16 protein-coding genes and 1 pseudogene are annotated in these 17,147 nt (G+C 40.8%); all 17 read left to right on the plus strand.

Annotated elements, in window-relative coordinates; genetic code table 11:
* On the plus strand, positions 1-372 hold a 372-nt coding region (locus tag DWX84_RS01830; protein WP_122377400.1), incomplete at its 5' end, for a hypothetical protein.
* Between the two features lie 543 nt (positions 373-915).
* A complete protein-coding gene (locus DWX84_RS21580) occupies positions 916-1,062 on the plus strand; it encodes a hypothetical protein (protein ID WP_005856415.1) in 147 nt (48 codons plus the stop codon).
* Positions 1,063-1,134: 72 nt separating this feature from the next.
* The gene (locus DWX84_RS01845) at positions 1,135-1,779 is read left to right on the plus strand and encodes a sugar transferase (protein WP_048927410.1); all 645 of its coding nucleotides are present in this window, start codon (positions 1,135-1,137) and stop codon (positions 1,777-1,779) included.
* A gap of 56 nt (positions 1,780-1,835) precedes the next feature.
* Positions 1,836-2,597: a DNA-binding domain-containing protein gene (locus DWX84_RS01850; RefSeq protein WP_121960901.1), complete on the plus strand. Its 762-nt coding sequence runs from the start codon at positions 1,836-1,838 to the stop codon at positions 2,595-2,597.
* Between the two features lie 158 nt (positions 2,598-2,755).
* Positions 2,756-4,291, plus strand: coding sequence for a lipopolysaccharide biosynthesis protein (locus DWX84_RS01855; protein WP_121960902.1), 1,536 nt, complete (start codon positions 2,756-2,758; stop codon positions 4,289-4,291).
* On the plus strand, positions 4,288-5,490 hold the full coding sequence (locus tag DWX84_RS01860; protein WP_122377401.1) for a Coenzyme F420 hydrogenase/dehydrogenase, beta subunit C-terminal domain: 1,203 nt from the start codon (positions 4,288-4,290) through the stop codon (positions 5,488-5,490). The genes DWX84_RS01855 and DWX84_RS01860 overlap by 4 nt, the downstream gene beginning before the upstream one ends.
* A complete protein-coding gene (locus tag DWX84_RS01865; RefSeq protein ID WP_121960904.1) occupies positions 5,490-6,503 on the plus strand; it encodes a polysaccharide pyruvyl transferase family protein in 1,014 nt (337 codons plus the stop codon). Before DWX84_RS01860 ends, DWX84_RS01865 begins: the two co-directional genes overlap by 1 nt.
* Positions 6,500-7,654 (plus strand): glycosyltransferase, encoded by a 1,155-nt coding sequence (locus DWX84_RS01870; protein WP_121960905.1) that lies wholly within the window; start codon positions 6,500-6,502, stop codon positions 7,652-7,654. Before DWX84_RS01865 ends, DWX84_RS01870 begins: the two co-directional genes overlap by 4 nt.
* 37 nt (positions 7,655-7,691) lie before the next feature.
* On the plus strand, positions 7,692-8,951 hold the full coding sequence (locus tag DWX84_RS01875; RefSeq protein ID WP_121960906.1) for an EpsG family protein: 1,260 nt from the start codon (positions 7,692-7,694) through the stop codon (positions 8,949-8,951).
* 22 nt (positions 8,952-8,973) lie between these two features.
* Entirely contained in the window at positions 8,974-10,065 is a 1,092-nt protein-coding gene (locus tag DWX84_RS01880; protein WP_121960907.1) for a glycosyltransferase family 4 protein, read from the plus strand.
* Between the two features lie 95 nt (positions 10,066-10,160).
* A complete protein-coding gene (locus tag DWX84_RS01885; RefSeq protein WP_158556946.1) occupies positions 10,161-11,162 on the plus strand; it encodes a glycosyltransferase family 1 protein in 1,002 nt (333 codons plus the stop codon).
* Between the two features lie 27 nt (positions 11,163-11,189).
* Positions 11,190-11,942, plus strand: a complete 753-nt coding sequence (locus DWX84_RS01890; RefSeq protein ID WP_121960909.1) for a glycosyltransferase family 2 protein — start codon at positions 11,190-11,192, stop codon at positions 11,940-11,942.
* Between the two features lie 230 nt (positions 11,943-12,172).
* Positions 12,173-12,352 (plus strand): annotated as a pseudogene (locus DWX84_RS01895) (AAA family ATPase); the annotation flags it as partial.
* 185 nt (positions 12,353-12,537) lie between these two features.
* Positions 12,538-13,656, plus strand: a complete 1,119-nt coding sequence (locus tag DWX84_RS01900) for an acyltransferase family protein (RefSeq protein WP_008780481.1) — start codon at positions 12,538-12,540, stop codon at positions 13,654-13,656.
* Positions 13,657-13,663: 7 nt separating this feature from the next.
* Positions 13,664-14,800: an acyltransferase family protein gene (locus tag DWX84_RS01905; protein WP_121960910.1), complete on the plus strand. Its 1,137-nt coding sequence runs from the start codon at positions 13,664-13,666 to the stop codon at positions 14,798-14,800.
* A 27-nt stretch (positions 14,801-14,827) separates the two neighbouring features.
* Positions 14,828-16,039: an L-serine ammonia-lyase gene (locus DWX84_RS01910; RefSeq protein ID WP_008771936.1), complete on the plus strand. Its 1,212-nt coding sequence runs from the start codon at positions 14,828-14,830 to the stop codon at positions 16,037-16,039.
* A gap of 39 nt (positions 16,040-16,078) precedes the next feature.
* Positions 16,079-17,083, plus strand: coding sequence for a glycoside hydrolase family 43 protein (locus DWX84_RS01915; protein ID WP_048927397.1), 1,005 nt, complete (start codon positions 16,079-16,081; stop codon positions 17,081-17,083).
* The last annotated feature ends 64 nt before the right edge of the window (positions 17,084-17,147 follow it).

Here is a 17,147-nt window from a genome sequence, read left to right on the forward strand (position 1 = left end):
GGCGTTCGTTTGGTGGCGTTGCTGAACGAGCATTTGAGTGATATCATGAGCCGCGAGCGAACGAACACTGCTTCCATCCATTTGTATTGCACGGGTCCTTACTGGGTGGCGTTCGAGTACTCAGCCTATCAGTTGCGCCGTGCGTTCCCGGACAGCGAGGTTACGCCGATGCGCTTGCTCGGCTACCCGTTTCCTGTGGTGATGGTATCCGTGACGGATCGTTCGCTCCGCTCGTATGCCCGCAAGCACATCTTGCGAAGAGACGATAAGGATTACAAGCAATTGACCGTCCCCGGTTTTTCCCTGTCTGATTACCAAGGCTGGCATAAGAGAGAGGTGGAGGGATTGCCATTGCTAAGCGAGACCGTATGAGTGTGGCATACGTATAAGGGCATCGTTTTACACATATATCGACGTCGCCCCACACGTATATCGGTGTAGGCCTATACGAACGTAGGCGTGAGTCGATGCCGATATACGTGCGGGATGGAACCGATGCCGGGGAAAACAGGTGCAAGTAATGCAAGTAATGCAGCACCTTTTTCCCACACACGCACGTGTACATTATATATGTCGAATCAAACTTTCATACGGCTATCCAGCGTTTCTCATCCGGATCGTTCCATGCCTTGTTTGTGATCGTTTAGTGTAAAATTCTTGTTCTATATAATGTACGCACGTGTGTGGGAAAAAGGTGCTGCATTACTTGCATTATTTGCATTACTAGGGCCTATCCATAAGGACATAGATGTATAAAAATAATAACAAACCAGACATGTATCACAGACAATCATTTCCCCGTTTGGGCGATTACATCGCCACGGTTTTACAAGTCACCAGACTGACCAAGTCCATTATCCGCGTAAGCGGAGGCATTGGCAGTGACACTTACAATTCTTTTAAAAAGGCAAGGACATGCACTTTAGCGTTTACTATCGTTTGGTAGATCTCCTTTGGGACCATCTGTCGGACGAGGAACTTTTCCGCCGTCTGGCACGTGAGGCCTTGGAGCGGTATATCGATTATAAGAAAGAGGAGGAAATGAACGGAGGAAAGAAATAATTTAAGGATGGGCTATGCAAATGAGATTAAGTTTTAACCTCGTGCCTGCCTTCATCGACTAATTAACTAGCCATGATTTTAGAAGAGAGTTTTGGAAAATCTACTGATTTTATCTCAGATGGGATGAACGCCTTCGAGCGTAACGTGAAGCGTATAGGGGACTGCCTTTTGGCCTTTATCGCCTTGGTCGTATTCTCCCCTTTGTTCTTGATCTGTTACATCGCCGTAAGGCGCGAGGATGGCGGTCCTGCCATTTTCAAGCAGGAGCGTATCGGCCGTTTCGGTCGCCCGTTCAACATCTATAAGTTCCGTAGCATGCGTTTGGATGCGGAGAAATTCGGTCCGGCTCTTTACAAGGGAGGTACTGACCCCCGCATGACCCATGTTGGCAGGTTCCTGCGTGAGCATCATTTGGATGAGTTGCCCCAATTGTGGAATGTTTTCATCGGTGATATGTCTTTTATCGGCCCCCGTCCGGAACGAAAGTTCTACATCGACCAGATCATGGAACGTGATCCCCGCTATCGTTACCTGTACCAGATCCGTCCGGGTGTGACCTCTTATGCCACGCTCTATAACGGCTATACGGACACGTTGGAGAAGATGCTCCGCCGATTACGCTATGACTTGTTCTATCTGGAGCACCGCTCGTGGTGGTTCGATTTCAAGATATTGGTGAAGACGTTCTTGAACATAGCGTTTGGGAAGAAATTCTAAGGTATAAGTAATAATCCGGGGGAGCAATTCCACTCCTCCTTTAAATCAAGAATACCATGAAGAAAGTATTGAAAGGCTGGCTCATCGACAATTCGGTGACCACCGACAACAAGACGGACAAGATCCTGCTGTTACATTCAACGGGAAGTTTGGATCTTGATGATGTTCTTGAAGAGATGCAAAAGCAAGACACCGGTCTGCGTCCCGAGACGATGCGTCACTCGGTGACACTCTACAACCGGGTATTGACGGACTTGATCTTGAACGGTTACAGCGTAAATACGGGTCTCTTCCGAGCCGTTGCGCAACTAACTGGCGTGATCGAGGGCGGCGTATGGAACAAGGAGAAGAATTCCATCTACGTCTCCTTTACGCAGGACAAGGCATTGCGCGAGGCGATCGCCCAGACTGCAGTGGAGATCCTAGGTGAGAAGTCGAATATCATGTATATCCTTGAGACCGAGGATAAGAAGACCGGCTTGAAAGATGGCAGCGCCACGGCGGGCCGCAACTTCTTCGTGCGCGGTGCCATGCTGAAAGTGGTTGGCGATGACGAGTCGGTAGGCGTTACGCTGACTAACGAGGCAAAGGCTGTCACAAAACTGACGGATGACTTGATCACCATCAACAACCCCTCTTCGCTTACATTACTCTTACCGGCTGATTTGGCGGAGGGTGAGTATACGCTGACGGTGATGACACAGTTCGCCAACTCGGGACATATGCTGAAAACTCCTCGTAGCGTGAGCACGCAAATTTGGATCGGTGGAAAACCCGCCGATGGAGGTGGCGACAGTGAGAGTCCAGATGAGGTTTGATAGATTTGGGAAGTCTCTATTCCCTTATCGGGGAATAGTGCCTTCCTTTATAAGGGAAGCCTACGTTCCCTTATAAAGGAATGATGGATTCCCAAGAGTAATCTCGCAGGAGCAATAGGCCAAGTTGAAAAAATAAGATAGTTTTAGTACTTGTTTTTATGTCTGTTACATCAGAGAATAATAAGCGAATAGCCAAGAACACGCTGTTCCTCTATCTGCGCATGCTCCTGATCATGGGTGTGACGTTGTACACCAGCCGGGTCGTGCTGCGGGTATTGGGGGTAGAGGATTTCGGCATTTACTCTGCGGTTGGAGGCTTTGTCTCCATGTTCGCCGTGATTTCAGGATCGTTGACTGCGGCGATCAGTCGTTTTATCACGTATGAGATGGGAGTTGGTAATACGGAGAAGATCGCTCGGATATTTTCCGTTTCGGTAGTTATACAGTTATTAATCTCAGGGATAATAGTCTTGTTTTCGGAAACCTTAGGGCTATGGTTCTTAAATATGCGGATGAATATACCTACGGATCGACTACTTGCGGCAAACTGGGTATATCAGTTTTCAATACTCACGTTTGTTATCAATTTGATAAGCATTCCGTATAATGCGAGTATAGTGGCTCATGAACGGATGTCGGCGTTCGCTTATATAAGCTTTTTTCAAGCGTTTGGCACATTGGTGATAGCATTTTTATTAGATTATTCTCCATGGGATCTATTGGTATTCTATGCATTCTTAATGGCGCTCTTGGCTTTTTTCGTACGTTTTCTTTATACGTATTATTGTAAAAAACATTTCTCGGAATGTCGTTTCCAATGGATTTGGGATAAGGTGCTAATCAAGCAGGTCTTTGGCTTTGCCGGATGGAATTTCTTAGGTGCCTCTTCGGGTGTATTAAGAGATCAAGGAGTGAATGTCTTGTTGAATATTTTTTGTGGTCCTGCCGTGAATGCCGCTCGTGGCATAGCGATGCAGGTGAATGCGGCGGTCAATAGTTTTGTCAATAATTTCATGATAGCATTAAACCCACAGATAACCAAGTCGTATGCCTCTGGTGATCGGGTCTATCTGATGAATTTGGTCTTTCAAGGCTCTCGATATTCTTTCTATTTGTTGTTGCTTCTCTCCTTACCGATTTTGCTGGAAACTCCTGTGTTGTTGAAACTGTGGCTTGGAGTTGTTCCGGATCATACCGTGGCGTTTGTCCGTTTAATATTGTTATATGCGTTGAGTGAGTCGGTTTCGCAAACATTGATAACGCTTATGCTGGCGACTGGCAGGATTCGCAATTATCAATTGTTGGTGGGAGGTTGCCAGATGCTTAATTTTCCAGTAGCGTATATCTTGTTGAAGTTAGGGTATGCGCCCGAAACAACAATTGTTTTGTCGATCATCATTGCTGTCTGCTGCTTGTTCTTACGATTGTATATGCTTCGAGGTATGGTCGGATTACCTATTAGGCTTTTTTTCACGAAGGTGCTTCTGAATATTTTTCGTGTTATGTTATTAGCTTTGGTTGTGCCGGTTTGTGTTATTAGCCATATGGAGGAGGGTCTTGTCCGACTTGTGCTGAATGGAATGATAAGTACTTGTGCTACTGGATGTAGCATATTGTTTATCGGTTGTTCACGAGAAGAAAGATTGTTTGTATGGCAAAGGATATCCCAGTTGAAAAATAAGTTTTTGAAATGAGAATAAATAAGGTTAAGACGGACTGTTGTGGTTGCACGGCTTGTGAAAGTGTCTGTCCACACGAGGCTATCCATATGGTTCCGGATACTTTTGGATTTCTTTACCCGGAAGTGAATGATTCATTATGTGTGGATTGTGGGCTTTGCGAGAAAATCTGTGCTTTTCATGAGGATTACGATAAAAGCTTGAATTTGGCAAAGCCGTTGGCTTATGCTGCGAAACACAAGAATCCGGAGGAGATAACAGCTTCGCAGAGTGGGGCTGCGTTTGTTGCGCTTTCAGATATCATCTTGTCGCAGGGTGGGGTAGTCTATGGGGCTGGATATACCGGGCATTTCCGGGTAGTTCATAAGAAAGCAGCGACAAAGGCTGAACGAGATGAGTTCCGGGGGAGTAAATACGTGCAGAGTGATATGAATACCATCTTTAGGCAAGTGCGGGAAGACCTTAGAGATGAATCGCTCGTGCTTTTCTCCGGTACGCCTTGCCAGACGGCGGGACTTGCCTCTTTTATCGGTAAACGTTTAAGAGATCGTTTGTTCTTGATGGATATAGTTTGCCATGGTGTACCCGCTCCATTTGTTTGGCGGGATTACCTCGATTATCTGGAGGCAAAAGAGGGCATGAGAATCACGGCGGTTAATTTTCGGGATAAGAAAAGATTTGGCTGGCGTTCGCACGTAGAATCGTTTTTATTCGCTAATACATACACCTATACATACACCTATACATACACCTATACATTTTATACCCATATTATGCTCCGCCGTTCATGCGGCGAGTGTCCTTATACGAACACGAACCGCCCATCGGATGTAACCGTGGCGGATTTCTGGGGAATAGAGAAAACGGTTGCGGCTACTCTTGGTGCGGATAACAAGGGCTGTTCACTGATTTTGCTCAATACGGATAAAGGTAAGGAATGGTTTGAGCAAGCTAGGAAAAGCATGGAATGTATGGCTGTTCCGTTAGAGGATTGTTTGCAACCCCAATTGCGCCATCCATCAGTGTTGCATCCAAAGCGAATCGCTTTTGAGGAGGACTATGCAAGATTAGGCTTTGAGAGAGCCTTGAAGAAGTATGGACTTCTTGGATGGAAAGCGGAAATCGGAGCATGTAAAAAGCATATTGTCAGATTGCTTTTGGATTTGTTACCTGTAATGGTTGTTCAAAAGCTAAAAAAAATTCGTGGAAAATAATGAAGATAGGAATTGTTACAATTTATAATGTTCCAAATTATGGAGCTATTTTGCAAGCTTATTCATTAGCTGAATATTTACGAAGAGAGGGGCATGAGGTCGTTTTATTTAATGTAGATTCACCTAAGAGACACCCTTATATATATAAATTAAAACGCTTGTTTAAATTAGGTTTTATAGATAAGTTTCAACAAAGGAATTATCCTGCTATAACTTCTAATCTTAATGAAGAAGTTGATATTTATATGGTAGGGAGTGATCAAGTGTGGAATATAGAGATAACACAGGCTGATTATGATAAGTACTTTCTTGCATTTGCCTTACATAATCGAAAAGTTTCTTATGCTGCAAGTTTTGGAAATAATGAATGGGATTTTCCTTCTAAAAGAAATGAAATCAGAGGCTTTCTTAGTGCTTTTAAGTATATAACAGTTAGGGAAGAAATGGGGGTAAATATTTTAAAGGACGAGTTTAATATGAAAGGGAATTGTGTATTAGATCCTTGCTTTTTGTTAGATGGAAATGATTTTCTTTTTGGAAAAATCATAGAGTCAAAAAAAATATTGGTATCGTACAAATTGAGTTATGATAGATTTTATGATTTGGAACTTAGAAAGTTAGGGAAGATGCTAGGTTGTAAAGTGAATAGGTTAAGATATAAATATGTAAGCTCGCTACCTAATTGTAAGGATTTAAATGTTGGTTATTGTGATGTGGAAGAGTGGTTGTATTCTATTGCCTCAGCTAGTTATGTTGTAACAGACTCTTTTCATGGAATGGTCTTTTCTATTTTGTTTAAAAAGCAGTTTGTTATATTTCCGTTGAATCCTAAACGTTCTTCTCGCATAGATGATTTACTTAAAAAATTGAATATGTTACATCGAAAGGTTTATTCGTGGAATGATGCCAATAACTTGTTCGGTTCAGCACCTATAGATTATTCTATTGTACATGAGAGACTTTCTATTTTACGCCAGAAATCAATCTGCGAATTGCAAAATATGTTATCATGAATATTCTATTTTATCAGATGGGACTCTCTCCTGTTGGAGGTGGGGTCGAAAGGGTTACGTTTAATATATCAAGAGAGCTTTGCCGAAGAAATATAAATATTTATGTAGCATATTGGAATAAAGAATCCGATGATGGGCAAAATTATGATGGAATTTATAAGGGAATAATATGTCAACCTTTAATAGATAAACAGGCAATCAAACGTTTAAAAGACTTTATTCTCAGTCATGATATAGAAATCATTGTTAATCAACGGGCTGAAAATGTTCGGATCACAAAAAAATTGTATAAGTTGAAATTACAATGCCATATTAAACTATATTCTTTTCTACATCTGTGTCCAACAGCATCAAGGGATGGGAGTCATTATACAGATTATCGTTTTCCTTCTCTTATAGTACGAAGTATTTTGAAGCGTATTTTGTTGTGTCTTTTCCAATATGACAGATACAGATTGACTTACGCTTACAACTGTTCTGATAAAATAGTTTTGCTTTCAGAACGTTTTAAGAAAGATTTTATATCTCTACTTGATATGAAATTTGTTGATGAACATAAGCTTTGTTTTATTCCCAATAGTTGTTCTTTTGATGAGTTTTATAATCCAAATTGTTTGAAAGATAAAAGAAAGATTATATTGGTTGTATGCAGAATGGTTGAAAATAATAAAAGAGTTCTTTTCTCTATCGATTTGTGGAGACGCATTTACTTAGATTATCCTGATTGGCAGATGGTGATAATAGGAGATGGACGAGATCTTGATAAATATAAGATGTTTGCGAAGATGTATGGATTGAAGAATCTAGTTTTTACTGGAAAAATAGACCCATTACCATTCTATAGAGAAGCGTCAGTCTTTTTAATGACATCCCGATTTGAAGGATTTGGCATGACTTTATTGGAATCACAGCAAATGGGGGTTGTTCCAATTGCTATTGATACTTATAAATCATTACATGATATTGTTCAAGATAATTATAATGGGGTGATTGTGAAAAATGAAGACTTAGATGAAATGGATCGATGTGTTCGAAGAGTTCTTGATGATGAGGATTTGCGCACTAAAATAGCTTATAATGAGATTAATAGTAGTAAGCGTTTTAAACCATCTGTAATTATAGAGTCTTGGATGACCTTACTGAATAGTTGATAATTTCTATTGCTAATTAAAATAGGAGGACAGTTTTATGAATAATAGAGTGATTCCATTACATTTAGTGGATTTTAGAAATTTTTATTTGGATATTGTACTCTTTTTAATTTCCCCCGTTCTATCTCTTTATGTATCTTTTAAAAATCTGACTTATAATCGCAGATCTATCTATATAATTGGTGCATTTTTTTGTCTTTTTGGATCGTTTCTTCCTCCCTCTCAAGATGCCTATAGGTATAGAGAAATGTATTATGATACTTCAGACGTAACTATTCGCTTGTTTAGTGAGGAGGGAAAGGATTTTCTTTTGCCTTTGTTGATGCGTCTATTTAATTATTTGGGATTTTCGTTTGAGAATTTTCGTTTTGTATTACTGTTGTTTTGCTATGTATTATGGATACAAATATTTTTGTTCTTTATAGATCGGTTTTATTTTTCTAAAAAGAATTATGCTTTATTGGTTGTTTGCATGCTTTTTTGTATTCGTATTTATTCGCTTTCGTATGGAATACGTTTTGCAGTTGCAAGTATATTTTTTATATATTCATTTTTTTTATTCTTTTTCGTGCGAAAAAGATTTAAGTCTTTTACTTTTTTATTGTTAGCTTTATGTATGCATTTTTCTATTATATTAATGATATTATTATTTCCTGTGACTTTTTTGTTGAAATGTTTACGTGTGAGTTTTAAAAAGAAAGTGTTATATATATTGTTGCTTACTCCAATAATTTCTTCAGCTTTAACTGATACGGTGGAGTTGTTTTCTGTAATGACGGGAAACGAGTTTATGTCTGGTTATGCAAATGCGTATATAGAAGGAACTTGGGGAACAAATGAGATGTTAAGCTGGCTAAGCTTTAATGGACTGTGTTATACTTTTGGTCGAATTCTTCCTTTGTTGTTCATCATAGCCTTCTGCTGTTGTTTTAACTGTAATTCATTCTTGGCCAATTTTTTCTTGTCTACATTGTTATTGTTAGAAATTAGTTTGTCCTCGCTAAGTTTGATATTGAGATTTTCTAATATTTCGATTATGCTTGGATTTATTTTAATCCTCTGCAATATAAAGAATATAAGCATGCAGTTGATGAAGATGAAAATACTTTCTTTTTCTTTTGTATTTGTTTTTATCCTTTATTCTTATGCCATGAGGGATGATTTGATTAATGGAAAACAATATAAGGCAATACTCTGTCCCATAAGTACTTTTTTTACGGATCAGTATCCAGATACTTGGGTGCGTGAAAAATTGCATTTGGATGGAATATTTGTTAATTCTACAATGGATCATTAATTGAATTTATCATATTTTACTTATGAAAATCTATTTTTTTGTTTCTGATATGTCAGGACGAGGGGGAACTGAACGTACGACGGCATTATTGGCAAATACTTTTGTTAGAAAAGGACATGATGTTTCAATCGTATCTCTTATTGATGAGAATAAGGATTGTGTATATGAACTTGATAGTAAAATAGATCTTGTTTATTTAGCAACTCCAAGTCCTAATTATCTAAAAACACGTATCAATCGTTTGTTTTTGTTGTTGAGGGCTTTTATTAAGATTCTTCTTAATTATTCTTTTAAAGATAATGATTCTATTATAATATGTCAAGGTTTTTTATCAAGTGTTTTTGTCTGGTTTTCGCTCAATGCAAATAGATCTATAGCTTGTGAACATTATAAGTATGAGGTGTATAATAGTGCGCTTAGGGCTTTTCGTAATTTTATTTATAAGAGTTTTATGACTGTGGTTGTATTAACCGACAATGATGCAAAAAGATTTAAGCTACATAAAGTAAATGCCTATGTAATCCCCAATATGACTTCATTTGGTATAAAGCCTAATCGAGTCGCAAATGCTAGACGAATGATTACCGTTGGTCGGTTACATCCTCAAAAAGGGTATGATTTGTTATTGTCTGCATTGGTCTCTGTTTTTGAGAGATATCCTGATTGGTATATTGATATTTATGCTGATGGAGATGAGGCATATGGTTTATTACTAAAGAAACAAGTTTCTGATCTAAATTTGCAGTCAAACGTATTCTTTAAAGAATTTTGCACAGATATTCAAAAAGAATATCTGAATTCATCTTTTTATGTTATGTCTTCTCGGTATGAAGGTTTTCCAATGACATTATTAGAGGCTATGGCCTGTGGGCTTCCTGTTGTCTCGTTTCAATGTCCGGAGGGACCTGCTGAACTATTGAAGGATAATGTGGGGCTTTTAGTTCCGCCTGAAGATGTTACGATGCTGTCTGAAGCTATTATTCGGATGATTAGAGATGAAAAACTTCGTGCGAATTGTACAGCGAAAGGTTTGAATGTTATACAAGCATATACGCCCGATAAAGTATATATAAAATGGTTGACTTTGTTTGAGAATATAAAAGAGAATAGATAAGATTTTTCTGATTTTGTTTTGAAGATATGAGATTGGTTATAGATTATAGATTGGCAGGATATTCGATGCGTGGGATGGCTAAATATTGTATTAGTATGACAAATGAGTTATTGAAGTCTCCACGTATGTCGGCTTTTGATATAATATTGTATGTAGATAAGAAGTGCAAGAAGGAACTGCTGCCTAATAGTGTAGAGTATAGAGTCTTGCCAACACGGAATTTTGTGTTTGGAGAACAAATTTTGTTACCTTATTTTCTTTATAGGGATAAAATTGATATTTTGTGGTCTCCTCATAATACATTCCCTCTCATAAAGATTCCTTCAGTAAAAATGTATGCAACTTGGCATGATTTGGTTGTTATGGATAAACGAATGAAGTGTAATACTTTATTGTCTTTTTTAAAACGTTCTTATTATAATCTAATAATGAGATATGGTTGGAAAAATTTAGATATGGTATGTACTGTTTCTGAATTTTCTAAGAAGGAGATATTAAATAAATTTCATTTTAAAAACATACTTATTACTCCTAATTGTATAGATGATTTCATCAAAAGCATTGATATAGAACTAAAAAATAAGAATTATTGTAGGGAGGATTTTTTCTTTACTGTTTCGGGAGAGTTCTGGTATAAAAATTTGGACTTTCTTTTTGATTGGTTTAGAAGTAATAGAAAATTTACCCTTAAGGTTGCTGGATTGAAACCTAATTCATTATTTTATAATAATTGCCCTGAAAATATTCAAATTCTACCATATAATATCCCTTTAGAAAAAATAATAGAATATTATTGTAGATGTAGGGCATTTTTATTTGTTTCAAAATATGAGGGATTTGGAATACCTATCTTAGAGGCAATGGCCTGTAATTGTAGATTGATAGTTTCTAATGTGGCATCTATACCTGAGGTTTGTGGTGATAATGGATTATATATTGATCCATATGATGTTAATACTTTTTCCGAGGCAATGAATAAAATAGATGATTTTGAAATTGATAAGAATAAGCGTTTACATCAAATTGAAAAGTTCTCAAATTGGGAGAAATCTGCAAATACGTTAATTGATGCTTTATTGGGTGATAAATTAGAATAAGATTGTAGTTTTTTATATTGATTTTTGATGTTACCCCTTGTCTCCATTATAGCCCCGTGTTATAATGCCGCCTCTTTTATATCCCAAGCGATTGAGTCTGTATTGGCACAATTGTTTGGGAATTGGGAGATGCTTATCGTAGATGATTGCTCTAGTGATGATTCGCTTGTAATCATTCAAAAGTATGCTGAACAAGACTCTCGTATCCGGTATCTCAAGACGGATGAGCCTTCTGGGTCTCCTACCTTGCCTCGAAATAAGGGGATAAAAGAGGCAAAAGGACGGTATATCGCCTTCTTAGATAGTGATGATATGTGGTTACCGAATAAGCTAAGCGATCAGTTAAAAGTTTTTGAAAAGTCTGAGGTCGCTATTGTTTTCTCTAATTATGAGAAAGTAAACTTAGATGGTGAGCGAAGCGGACGTGAGATAATAGCTCCTTGTGAGGTTGATTATCATTTGTTATTGAAAGGGAATTGCATAGGATGCTTGACAGCCATGTATGATTCAGCCTTGACGGGAAAGATGTTTTTCAAGGAAATTGGCCATGAGGACTATGTATGTTGGCTTTCTATCTTAAAGCAAGGGTATAAAGCGCAGAACACAAATACGGTGACGGCTCTTTACCGAGTTAGTGACCATTCGGTCTCTTCGAATAAATTAAAAGCCATGCGTTGGCAGTGGAACATTTTGAGAAATGAGATGGATTTGCCGGTGTATAAGGCTGTTTATTATTTTATTCATTATGCGATTAGAGCTTTTGCTAAGGCTATGAGGTGATCTTACTCAGTGAAATATTTGTATGCCTTAGATCTAGTGCTTACTCATAGACAAACTGTCTTGTAAAATAGAGGGCGATATTCTACTTCCAGCTTATGGAAAGTAAAATATTGCCCTCTATTAGTGTAGAAAAAATTGAGTATTTCATAGAATGAAAGCTATAATCGGAGGCTTGTTCCGGAAAAAAGTTCTATCTTTGTTCAACAACAGGTGTAGTAAGAAAAAAGGTTATGACGACTATGCGTAAATTACCGATAGGAATACAGAGTTTCGAAAATATTCGGAATGAGAACTATTTATATGTGGATAAGACTGCCTTGATTTACCAATTGGTGACGAAAGGTAAGCCTTACTTTCTGAGTCGTCCTCGCCGTTTTGGGAAAAGTTTATTGATATCTACGTTAGAAGCGCTATGGTTTTCTGAACTTTATAACTCCTTTTTATTCATCTATATCTGATGAGGAAAGAGGCGTACGCTGAAAAACTGGAGGCTAAATGCGAGGGGAAAGATTAGGAGCGTCTTTTATGTCAAACCCCATTCGTATGTAAGTGAGTTTGAGTATATTTGTGTTGACTTTAAATGTAAATAGATTATATGGAAAAACAAAAACAACAACCCCAGCGGTTGCAATCATTGGATGCCCTTAGGGGTTTTGACATGCTCTTTATTATGGGCGGTGCTTCTTTATTTGTCGCTTTGGCGACATTGTTTCCGAATCCTTTTTTTCAGGCGATAGCCGGGCAGATGGAACATGTGGAATGGAACGGATTGGCGCATCACGACACGATCTTCCCATTGTTCCTCTTTATTGCGGGTATCTCGTTTCCGTTCTCACTAGAGAAGCAACGAGGAAAAGGTATGACGGAAGGGGCGATTTACAAGAAGATCGTCCGTCGGGGGATTACCTTAGTTTTCTTGGGATTGGTATATAACGGGCTATTGTCGTTTGAATTTGACCACCTGCGTTGTGCGAGTGTGCTGGCGCGTATCGGGTTGGGATGGATGTTCGCAGCCTTGTTGTTTGTCCGTTTCGGTTGGAAAGCGCGTGCGGGGATAACGGCTCTTATCTTGGTTGGCTATTGGCTGGTGATGGCTTTTGTGCCTGTGCCGGACGCCGGTGGAGCGGGGCCGTTCACGCTCGAGGGAAATTTGGTGGGGTATATTGACCGCCTGTTTCTTCCCGGACGTTTGCACGAGACTGTTTTTGATCCGGAGGGTTTATTCTCCACCGTCCCCGCAATTGCTACGGCAATGTTGGGTATGTTCACTGGTGAATGGATTAAGTTAGGGAAAGAGGGGCTGACCGACAGAAAGAAAGTGCTTTGTTTAGTAGGAGCGGGAGCTGTATTGTTGATCGTCGGCTTGTTATGGAGCTTGGTCTTTCCGGTCAATAAGAAGCTATGGACAAGCTCTTTTGTCTGTGTAGTAGGTGCTTATTCCGTTTGGATGTTTGCTTTGTTCTTCTATATCATAGATGTATTGGGGTGGCGTAAATGGACTTTGTTTTTTACCGTGATCGGCATGAACTCTATTACGATCTATTTGGCGCAGCGTTTCATCCGTTTCTCCTATACTTCCGAGGCTATATTCGGAGGGTTGGCGAAATTGATGCCCGAGACCGCCCAGCCTTTGGTTAGCGCTATCGCATATATCGCTGTTTGTTGGGGATTCTTGTATTTCTTATATCGCCAACGTATTTTCTTGAAAGTATAATAGACGGATGGAGAAGAAGAAATTAAATCGGTTGGAGTCATTGGACGTACTCCGTGGCTTCGACCTTTTTTGCTTAGTGGTGTTGGAGATGGTGTTGCATCCGCTGGCCCATGCGATCGATATGCCTTGGTTTAATTCTTTTATGTGGGGATTCTCGCATGTGGAATGGGAGGGATTCTCTACGTGGGATCTCGTGATGCCCTTATTCTTATTCATGGCGGGAGTTTCCATGCCTTTCTCTCTGTCTCGTTATAAGGATATGCCCGATAAGATGGCGGTATATCGGCGGATCGGGAAACGGGTGGTACTGCTTTGGGTCTTCGGTATGATGTGCCAAGGTAATTTATTGGCTTTGGACCCGGATCGGGTTTATCTGTATTCAAATACTTTGCAGTCGATCGCTATGGGGTATTTGATTGCTTCTTTGTTATTCTTGCATGTAAGGATACGGGTACAGATCGGTATTGCGGCAGCTCTTTTATTAATCTTTTGGGGAACGATGGAGTTTATTACGGTCGGTAACTATGGGGGAGGTTCGTACACACCGGATAGTAATTTGGCCGAATGGATCGACCGCACTGTACTGGGACGTTTCCGGGATGGGGCGACGGTGGAGAACGGGGAGGTGATCTTCGCTACTTGGTATCGTTATACATGGATACTGAGCAGCTTGAATTTCGGGGTAACCGTGTTGACCGGGTTGTTCGCCGGATATATCCTAAAGAACAAATTATATTCTGAGCGGCTCAAATTACGGATGTTATTCGGAATAGGTCTGGGTATGGTTATCGCCGGATGGCTTTGGGGGATCGAGCTTCCCGTTATTAAGAAACTGTGGACTAGTTCGATGGTATTGGTGAGCAGTGGGTACTGTTTCTTGCTTATGGGGTTGTTCTATTATTGGATCGACTATAAAGGGCATCGAAAGTATACGACTTGGCTGAAAGTGTATGGCATGAATTCAATACTGGCTTATATGCTTACTAACGTGGTAAGTTTTAGGTGTATCGGCGAATCCTTGTTTTTCGGAACCCTGCAATATTTAGGAAATTATTATCCGGTGCTCATTGCCATGTGCAATGTATCGGTAATTTATGTACTTTTGTATGCGTTTTATAAACATAATATTTTCCTTAAAGTATAGAAACAAGAAAACTTAGATCGAAGAAAGATGGAATCAATCAAACAAATATACCGGATGGGTCATGGCCCTTCAAGCAGTCATACCATGGGGCCGATGCGTGCGGCACAAATGTTCTTGGAACGTAACCGGGGTGCTGTTCGTTTTAACGTAACCTTATATGGTAGCCTGGCGGCTACGGGAAAAGGCCATATGACGGATGCCGCTATTCTTGAGGTATTACAGCCGGTCGCAAAGACAAATATTACTTGGGAACCCAAGACTTTCTTGCCGTTCCACCCGAACGGGATGTTGTTCGAGTCGTATAATGAGAGTGGCGAGGAGCTGGATACGTGGACCGTATATAGTATCGGCGGGGGAACCTTGGCGAACGAGTCTTTCAATGAGTTGAGGACGGAGCAAGTATACGATATGCATACGATCAAGGAGATACAGGCTTGGTGTGAGAAGACTGGCCATTCCTATTGGGAATATGTCGAGCAGCACGAAGGCCCTTCTATCTGGGATTATCTGGCTGAGGTATGGGAAGTGATGCAGGATGCGGTTCGTCGTGGCCTGGAAGCGGAAGGCATCTTGCCGGGAGGTTTGGGCATTCGTCGTAAGGCTTCCGATTATATGATCCGTGCGAAAGGCTATGGCAGCAGTATCAAGAGCCGGGGAATGGTGTATGCCTATGCCTTGGCGGTGTCTGAGGAGAACGCGTGCGGTGGGAAGATCGTGACCGCTCCGACTTGTGGTTCTTGCGGTGTAATGCCTGCGGTCCTTTATCACTTGAAGGAGACGCGTGAGTTCCGTGATTCCCGTATATTGCGTGCGTTGGCTACGGCAGGCTTGTTTGGAAATGTGGTGCGTACGAATGCCTCCGTATCGGGGGCAGAGGTAGGTTGCCAAGGTGAGGTTGGCGTGGCTTGCGCTATGGCTGCCGCTGCCGCCAGTCAGTTGTTTGGTGGTACGCCCGCGCAGATCGAGTATGCCGCCGAGATGGGATTGGAGCATCACTTGGGATTGACTTGCGATCCTGTTTGTGGCTTGGTACAAATCCCTTGTATCGAGCGAAACGCTTTTGCCGCCGCCCGTGCGCTTGACGCGAATACGTTCTCGAACTTCTCCGACGGAAAACACCGGGTAAGTTTTGATCAGGTGGTTGAGGTGATGCGCCAGACAGGTAATGATTTGCCCAGTCTTTATAAGGAGACCTCGGAAGGTGGTTTGGCGAAGAACATGGAGAACTCGAATAATTAAAAGATACTATTTGATTTACTAATAAATAATCTACTATTGATGATAAACGGAAAGAAAAGCCTGTTTTACACTGTATTGATGGCCGGTGCCTTGATGTCCTGTGGTGGCCCTAAACAGGCTCCAAATGAAGATGTAGCGAAGAGTGGTAATCCTGTATTTGAGGGTTGGTACGCCGATCCGGAGGGAATTATTTACGGGGATACCTATTGGATTTACCCGACTACGAGTGATTTATATGAGAAGCAAACCTTCTTCGATTGCTTCTCTTCCAAGGATTTGGTGAATTGGACCAAGCATACCGCCATTCTTGATACGGCTGAGGTGAAATGGGCGAAGATCGCTATGTGGGCTCCTTCGGTAATCAACAAGGACGGTAAGTATTATCTTTTCTTTGGGGCGAATGACGTGCACGAGGGAGAGATCGGAGGCATCGGTGTTGCCGTGAGCGATCGTCCGGAAGGGCCTTATAAGGATTTGCTGGGTAAGCCGCTGATCAACGAGATCGTGAACGGGGCGCAGCCGATCGATCAGTTTGTTTTCCACGACGCTGACAATGATGAGTATTATATGTATTACGGTGGTTGGAAACACTGCAACATGGTACGCTTGAATAAAGACTTTACCGGACTTATACCGTTCGAGGACGGAACGATTTATAAAGAGGTAACTCCCAAGGATTACGTGGAAGGCCCGTTTATGTTTAAGAAGAATGGTAAATATTACTTCATGTGGAGTGAGGGTGGTTGGACCGGACCGGATTACAAGGTCGCTTACGCCATCTCCGATTCTCCTTTTGGCCCGTTCAATCGTATCGGGGAGGTCTTGCGGCAAAATTTCGATATCGCCAACGGAGCGGGTCACCACTCGATCATGCATGTGCCGAATTCGGAAGATTACTACATCGTGTACCATCGCCGGCCGGCCGGGGTCAAGACACGTGACCACCGGGAGACTTGTATTGAGAAGATGACGTTTAACGAGGAGGGATTGATCAATCCTGTGGAGATTACGACCGAAGGAGTTGAGGCTCGCACGATCCAATAATTATTTAAGAAGGATTACATAGCAAGAAAACTTAGGTTTTATTTGCTATGTAATTTTTTTATAC

Origin of the sequence: Parabacteroides sp. AF21-43, from assembly GCF_003635435.1 — a bacterium.
Taxonomy (GTDB): domain Bacteria; phylum Bacteroidota; class Bacteroidia; order Bacteroidales; family Tannerellaceae; genus Parabacteroides; species Parabacteroides distasonis.

What these genes read in the sequence shown, in the direction of transcription:
- DWX84_RS01905 (WP_121960910.1), top strand. Translation starts at nt 13,664, where the DNA reads ATGGAGAAGAAGAAATTAAATCGGTTGGAGTCATTGGACGTACTCCGT.
- DWX84_RS01890 (WP_121960909.1), top strand. Translation starts at nt 11,190, where the DNA reads ATGTTACCCCTTGTCTCCATTATAGCCCCGTGTTATAATGCCGCCTCT.
- DWX84_RS01865 (WP_121960904.1), top strand. Translation starts at nt 5,490, where the DNA reads ATGAAGATAGGAATTGTTACAATTTATAATGTTCCAAATTATGGAGCT.
- DWX84_RS01900 (WP_008780481.1), top strand. Translation starts at nt 12,538, where the DNA reads ATGGAAAAACAAAAACAACAACCCCAGCGGTTGCAATCATTGGATGCC.
- DWX84_RS01860 (WP_122377401.1), top strand. Translation starts at nt 4,288, where the DNA reads ATGAGAATAAATAAGGTTAAGACGGACTGTTGTGGTTGCACGGCTTGT.
- DWX84_RS01850 (WP_121960901.1), top strand. Translation starts at nt 1,836, where the DNA reads ATGAAGAAAGTATTGAAAGGCTGGCTCATCGACAATTCGGTGACCACC.
- DWX84_RS21580 (WP_005856415.1), top strand. Translation starts at nt 916, where the DNA reads ATGCACTTTAGCGTTTACTATCGTTTGGTAGATCTCCTTTGGGACCAT.
- DWX84_RS01875 (WP_121960906.1), top strand. Translation starts at nt 7,692, where the DNA reads ATGAATAATAGAGTGATTCCATTACATTTAGTGGATTTTAGAAATTTT.
- DWX84_RS01915 (WP_048927397.1), top strand. Translation starts at nt 16,079, where the DNA reads ATGATAAACGGAAAGAAAAGCCTGTTTTACACTGTATTGATGGCCGGT.
- DWX84_RS01910 (WP_008771936.1), top strand. Translation starts at nt 14,828, where the DNA reads ATGGAATCAATCAAACAAATATACCGGATGGGTCATGGCCCTTCAAGC.
- DWX84_RS01855 (WP_121960902.1), top strand. Translation starts at nt 2,756, where the DNA reads ATGTCTGTTACATCAGAGAATAATAAGCGAATAGCCAAGAACACGCTG.
- DWX84_RS01885 (WP_158556946.1), top strand. Translation starts at nt 10,161, where the DNA reads ATGACAAATGAGTTATTGAAGTCTCCACGTATGTCGGCTTTTGATATA.
- DWX84_RS01880 (WP_121960907.1), top strand. Translation starts at nt 8,974, where the DNA reads ATGAAAATCTATTTTTTTGTTTCTGATATGTCAGGACGAGGGGGAACT.
- DWX84_RS01870 (WP_121960905.1), top strand. Translation starts at nt 6,500, where the DNA reads ATGAATATTCTATTTTATCAGATGGGACTCTCTCCTGTTGGAGGTGGG.
- DWX84_RS01845 (WP_048927410.1), top strand. Translation starts at nt 1,135, where the DNA reads ATGATTTTAGAAGAGAGTTTTGGAAAATCTACTGATTTTATCTCAGAT.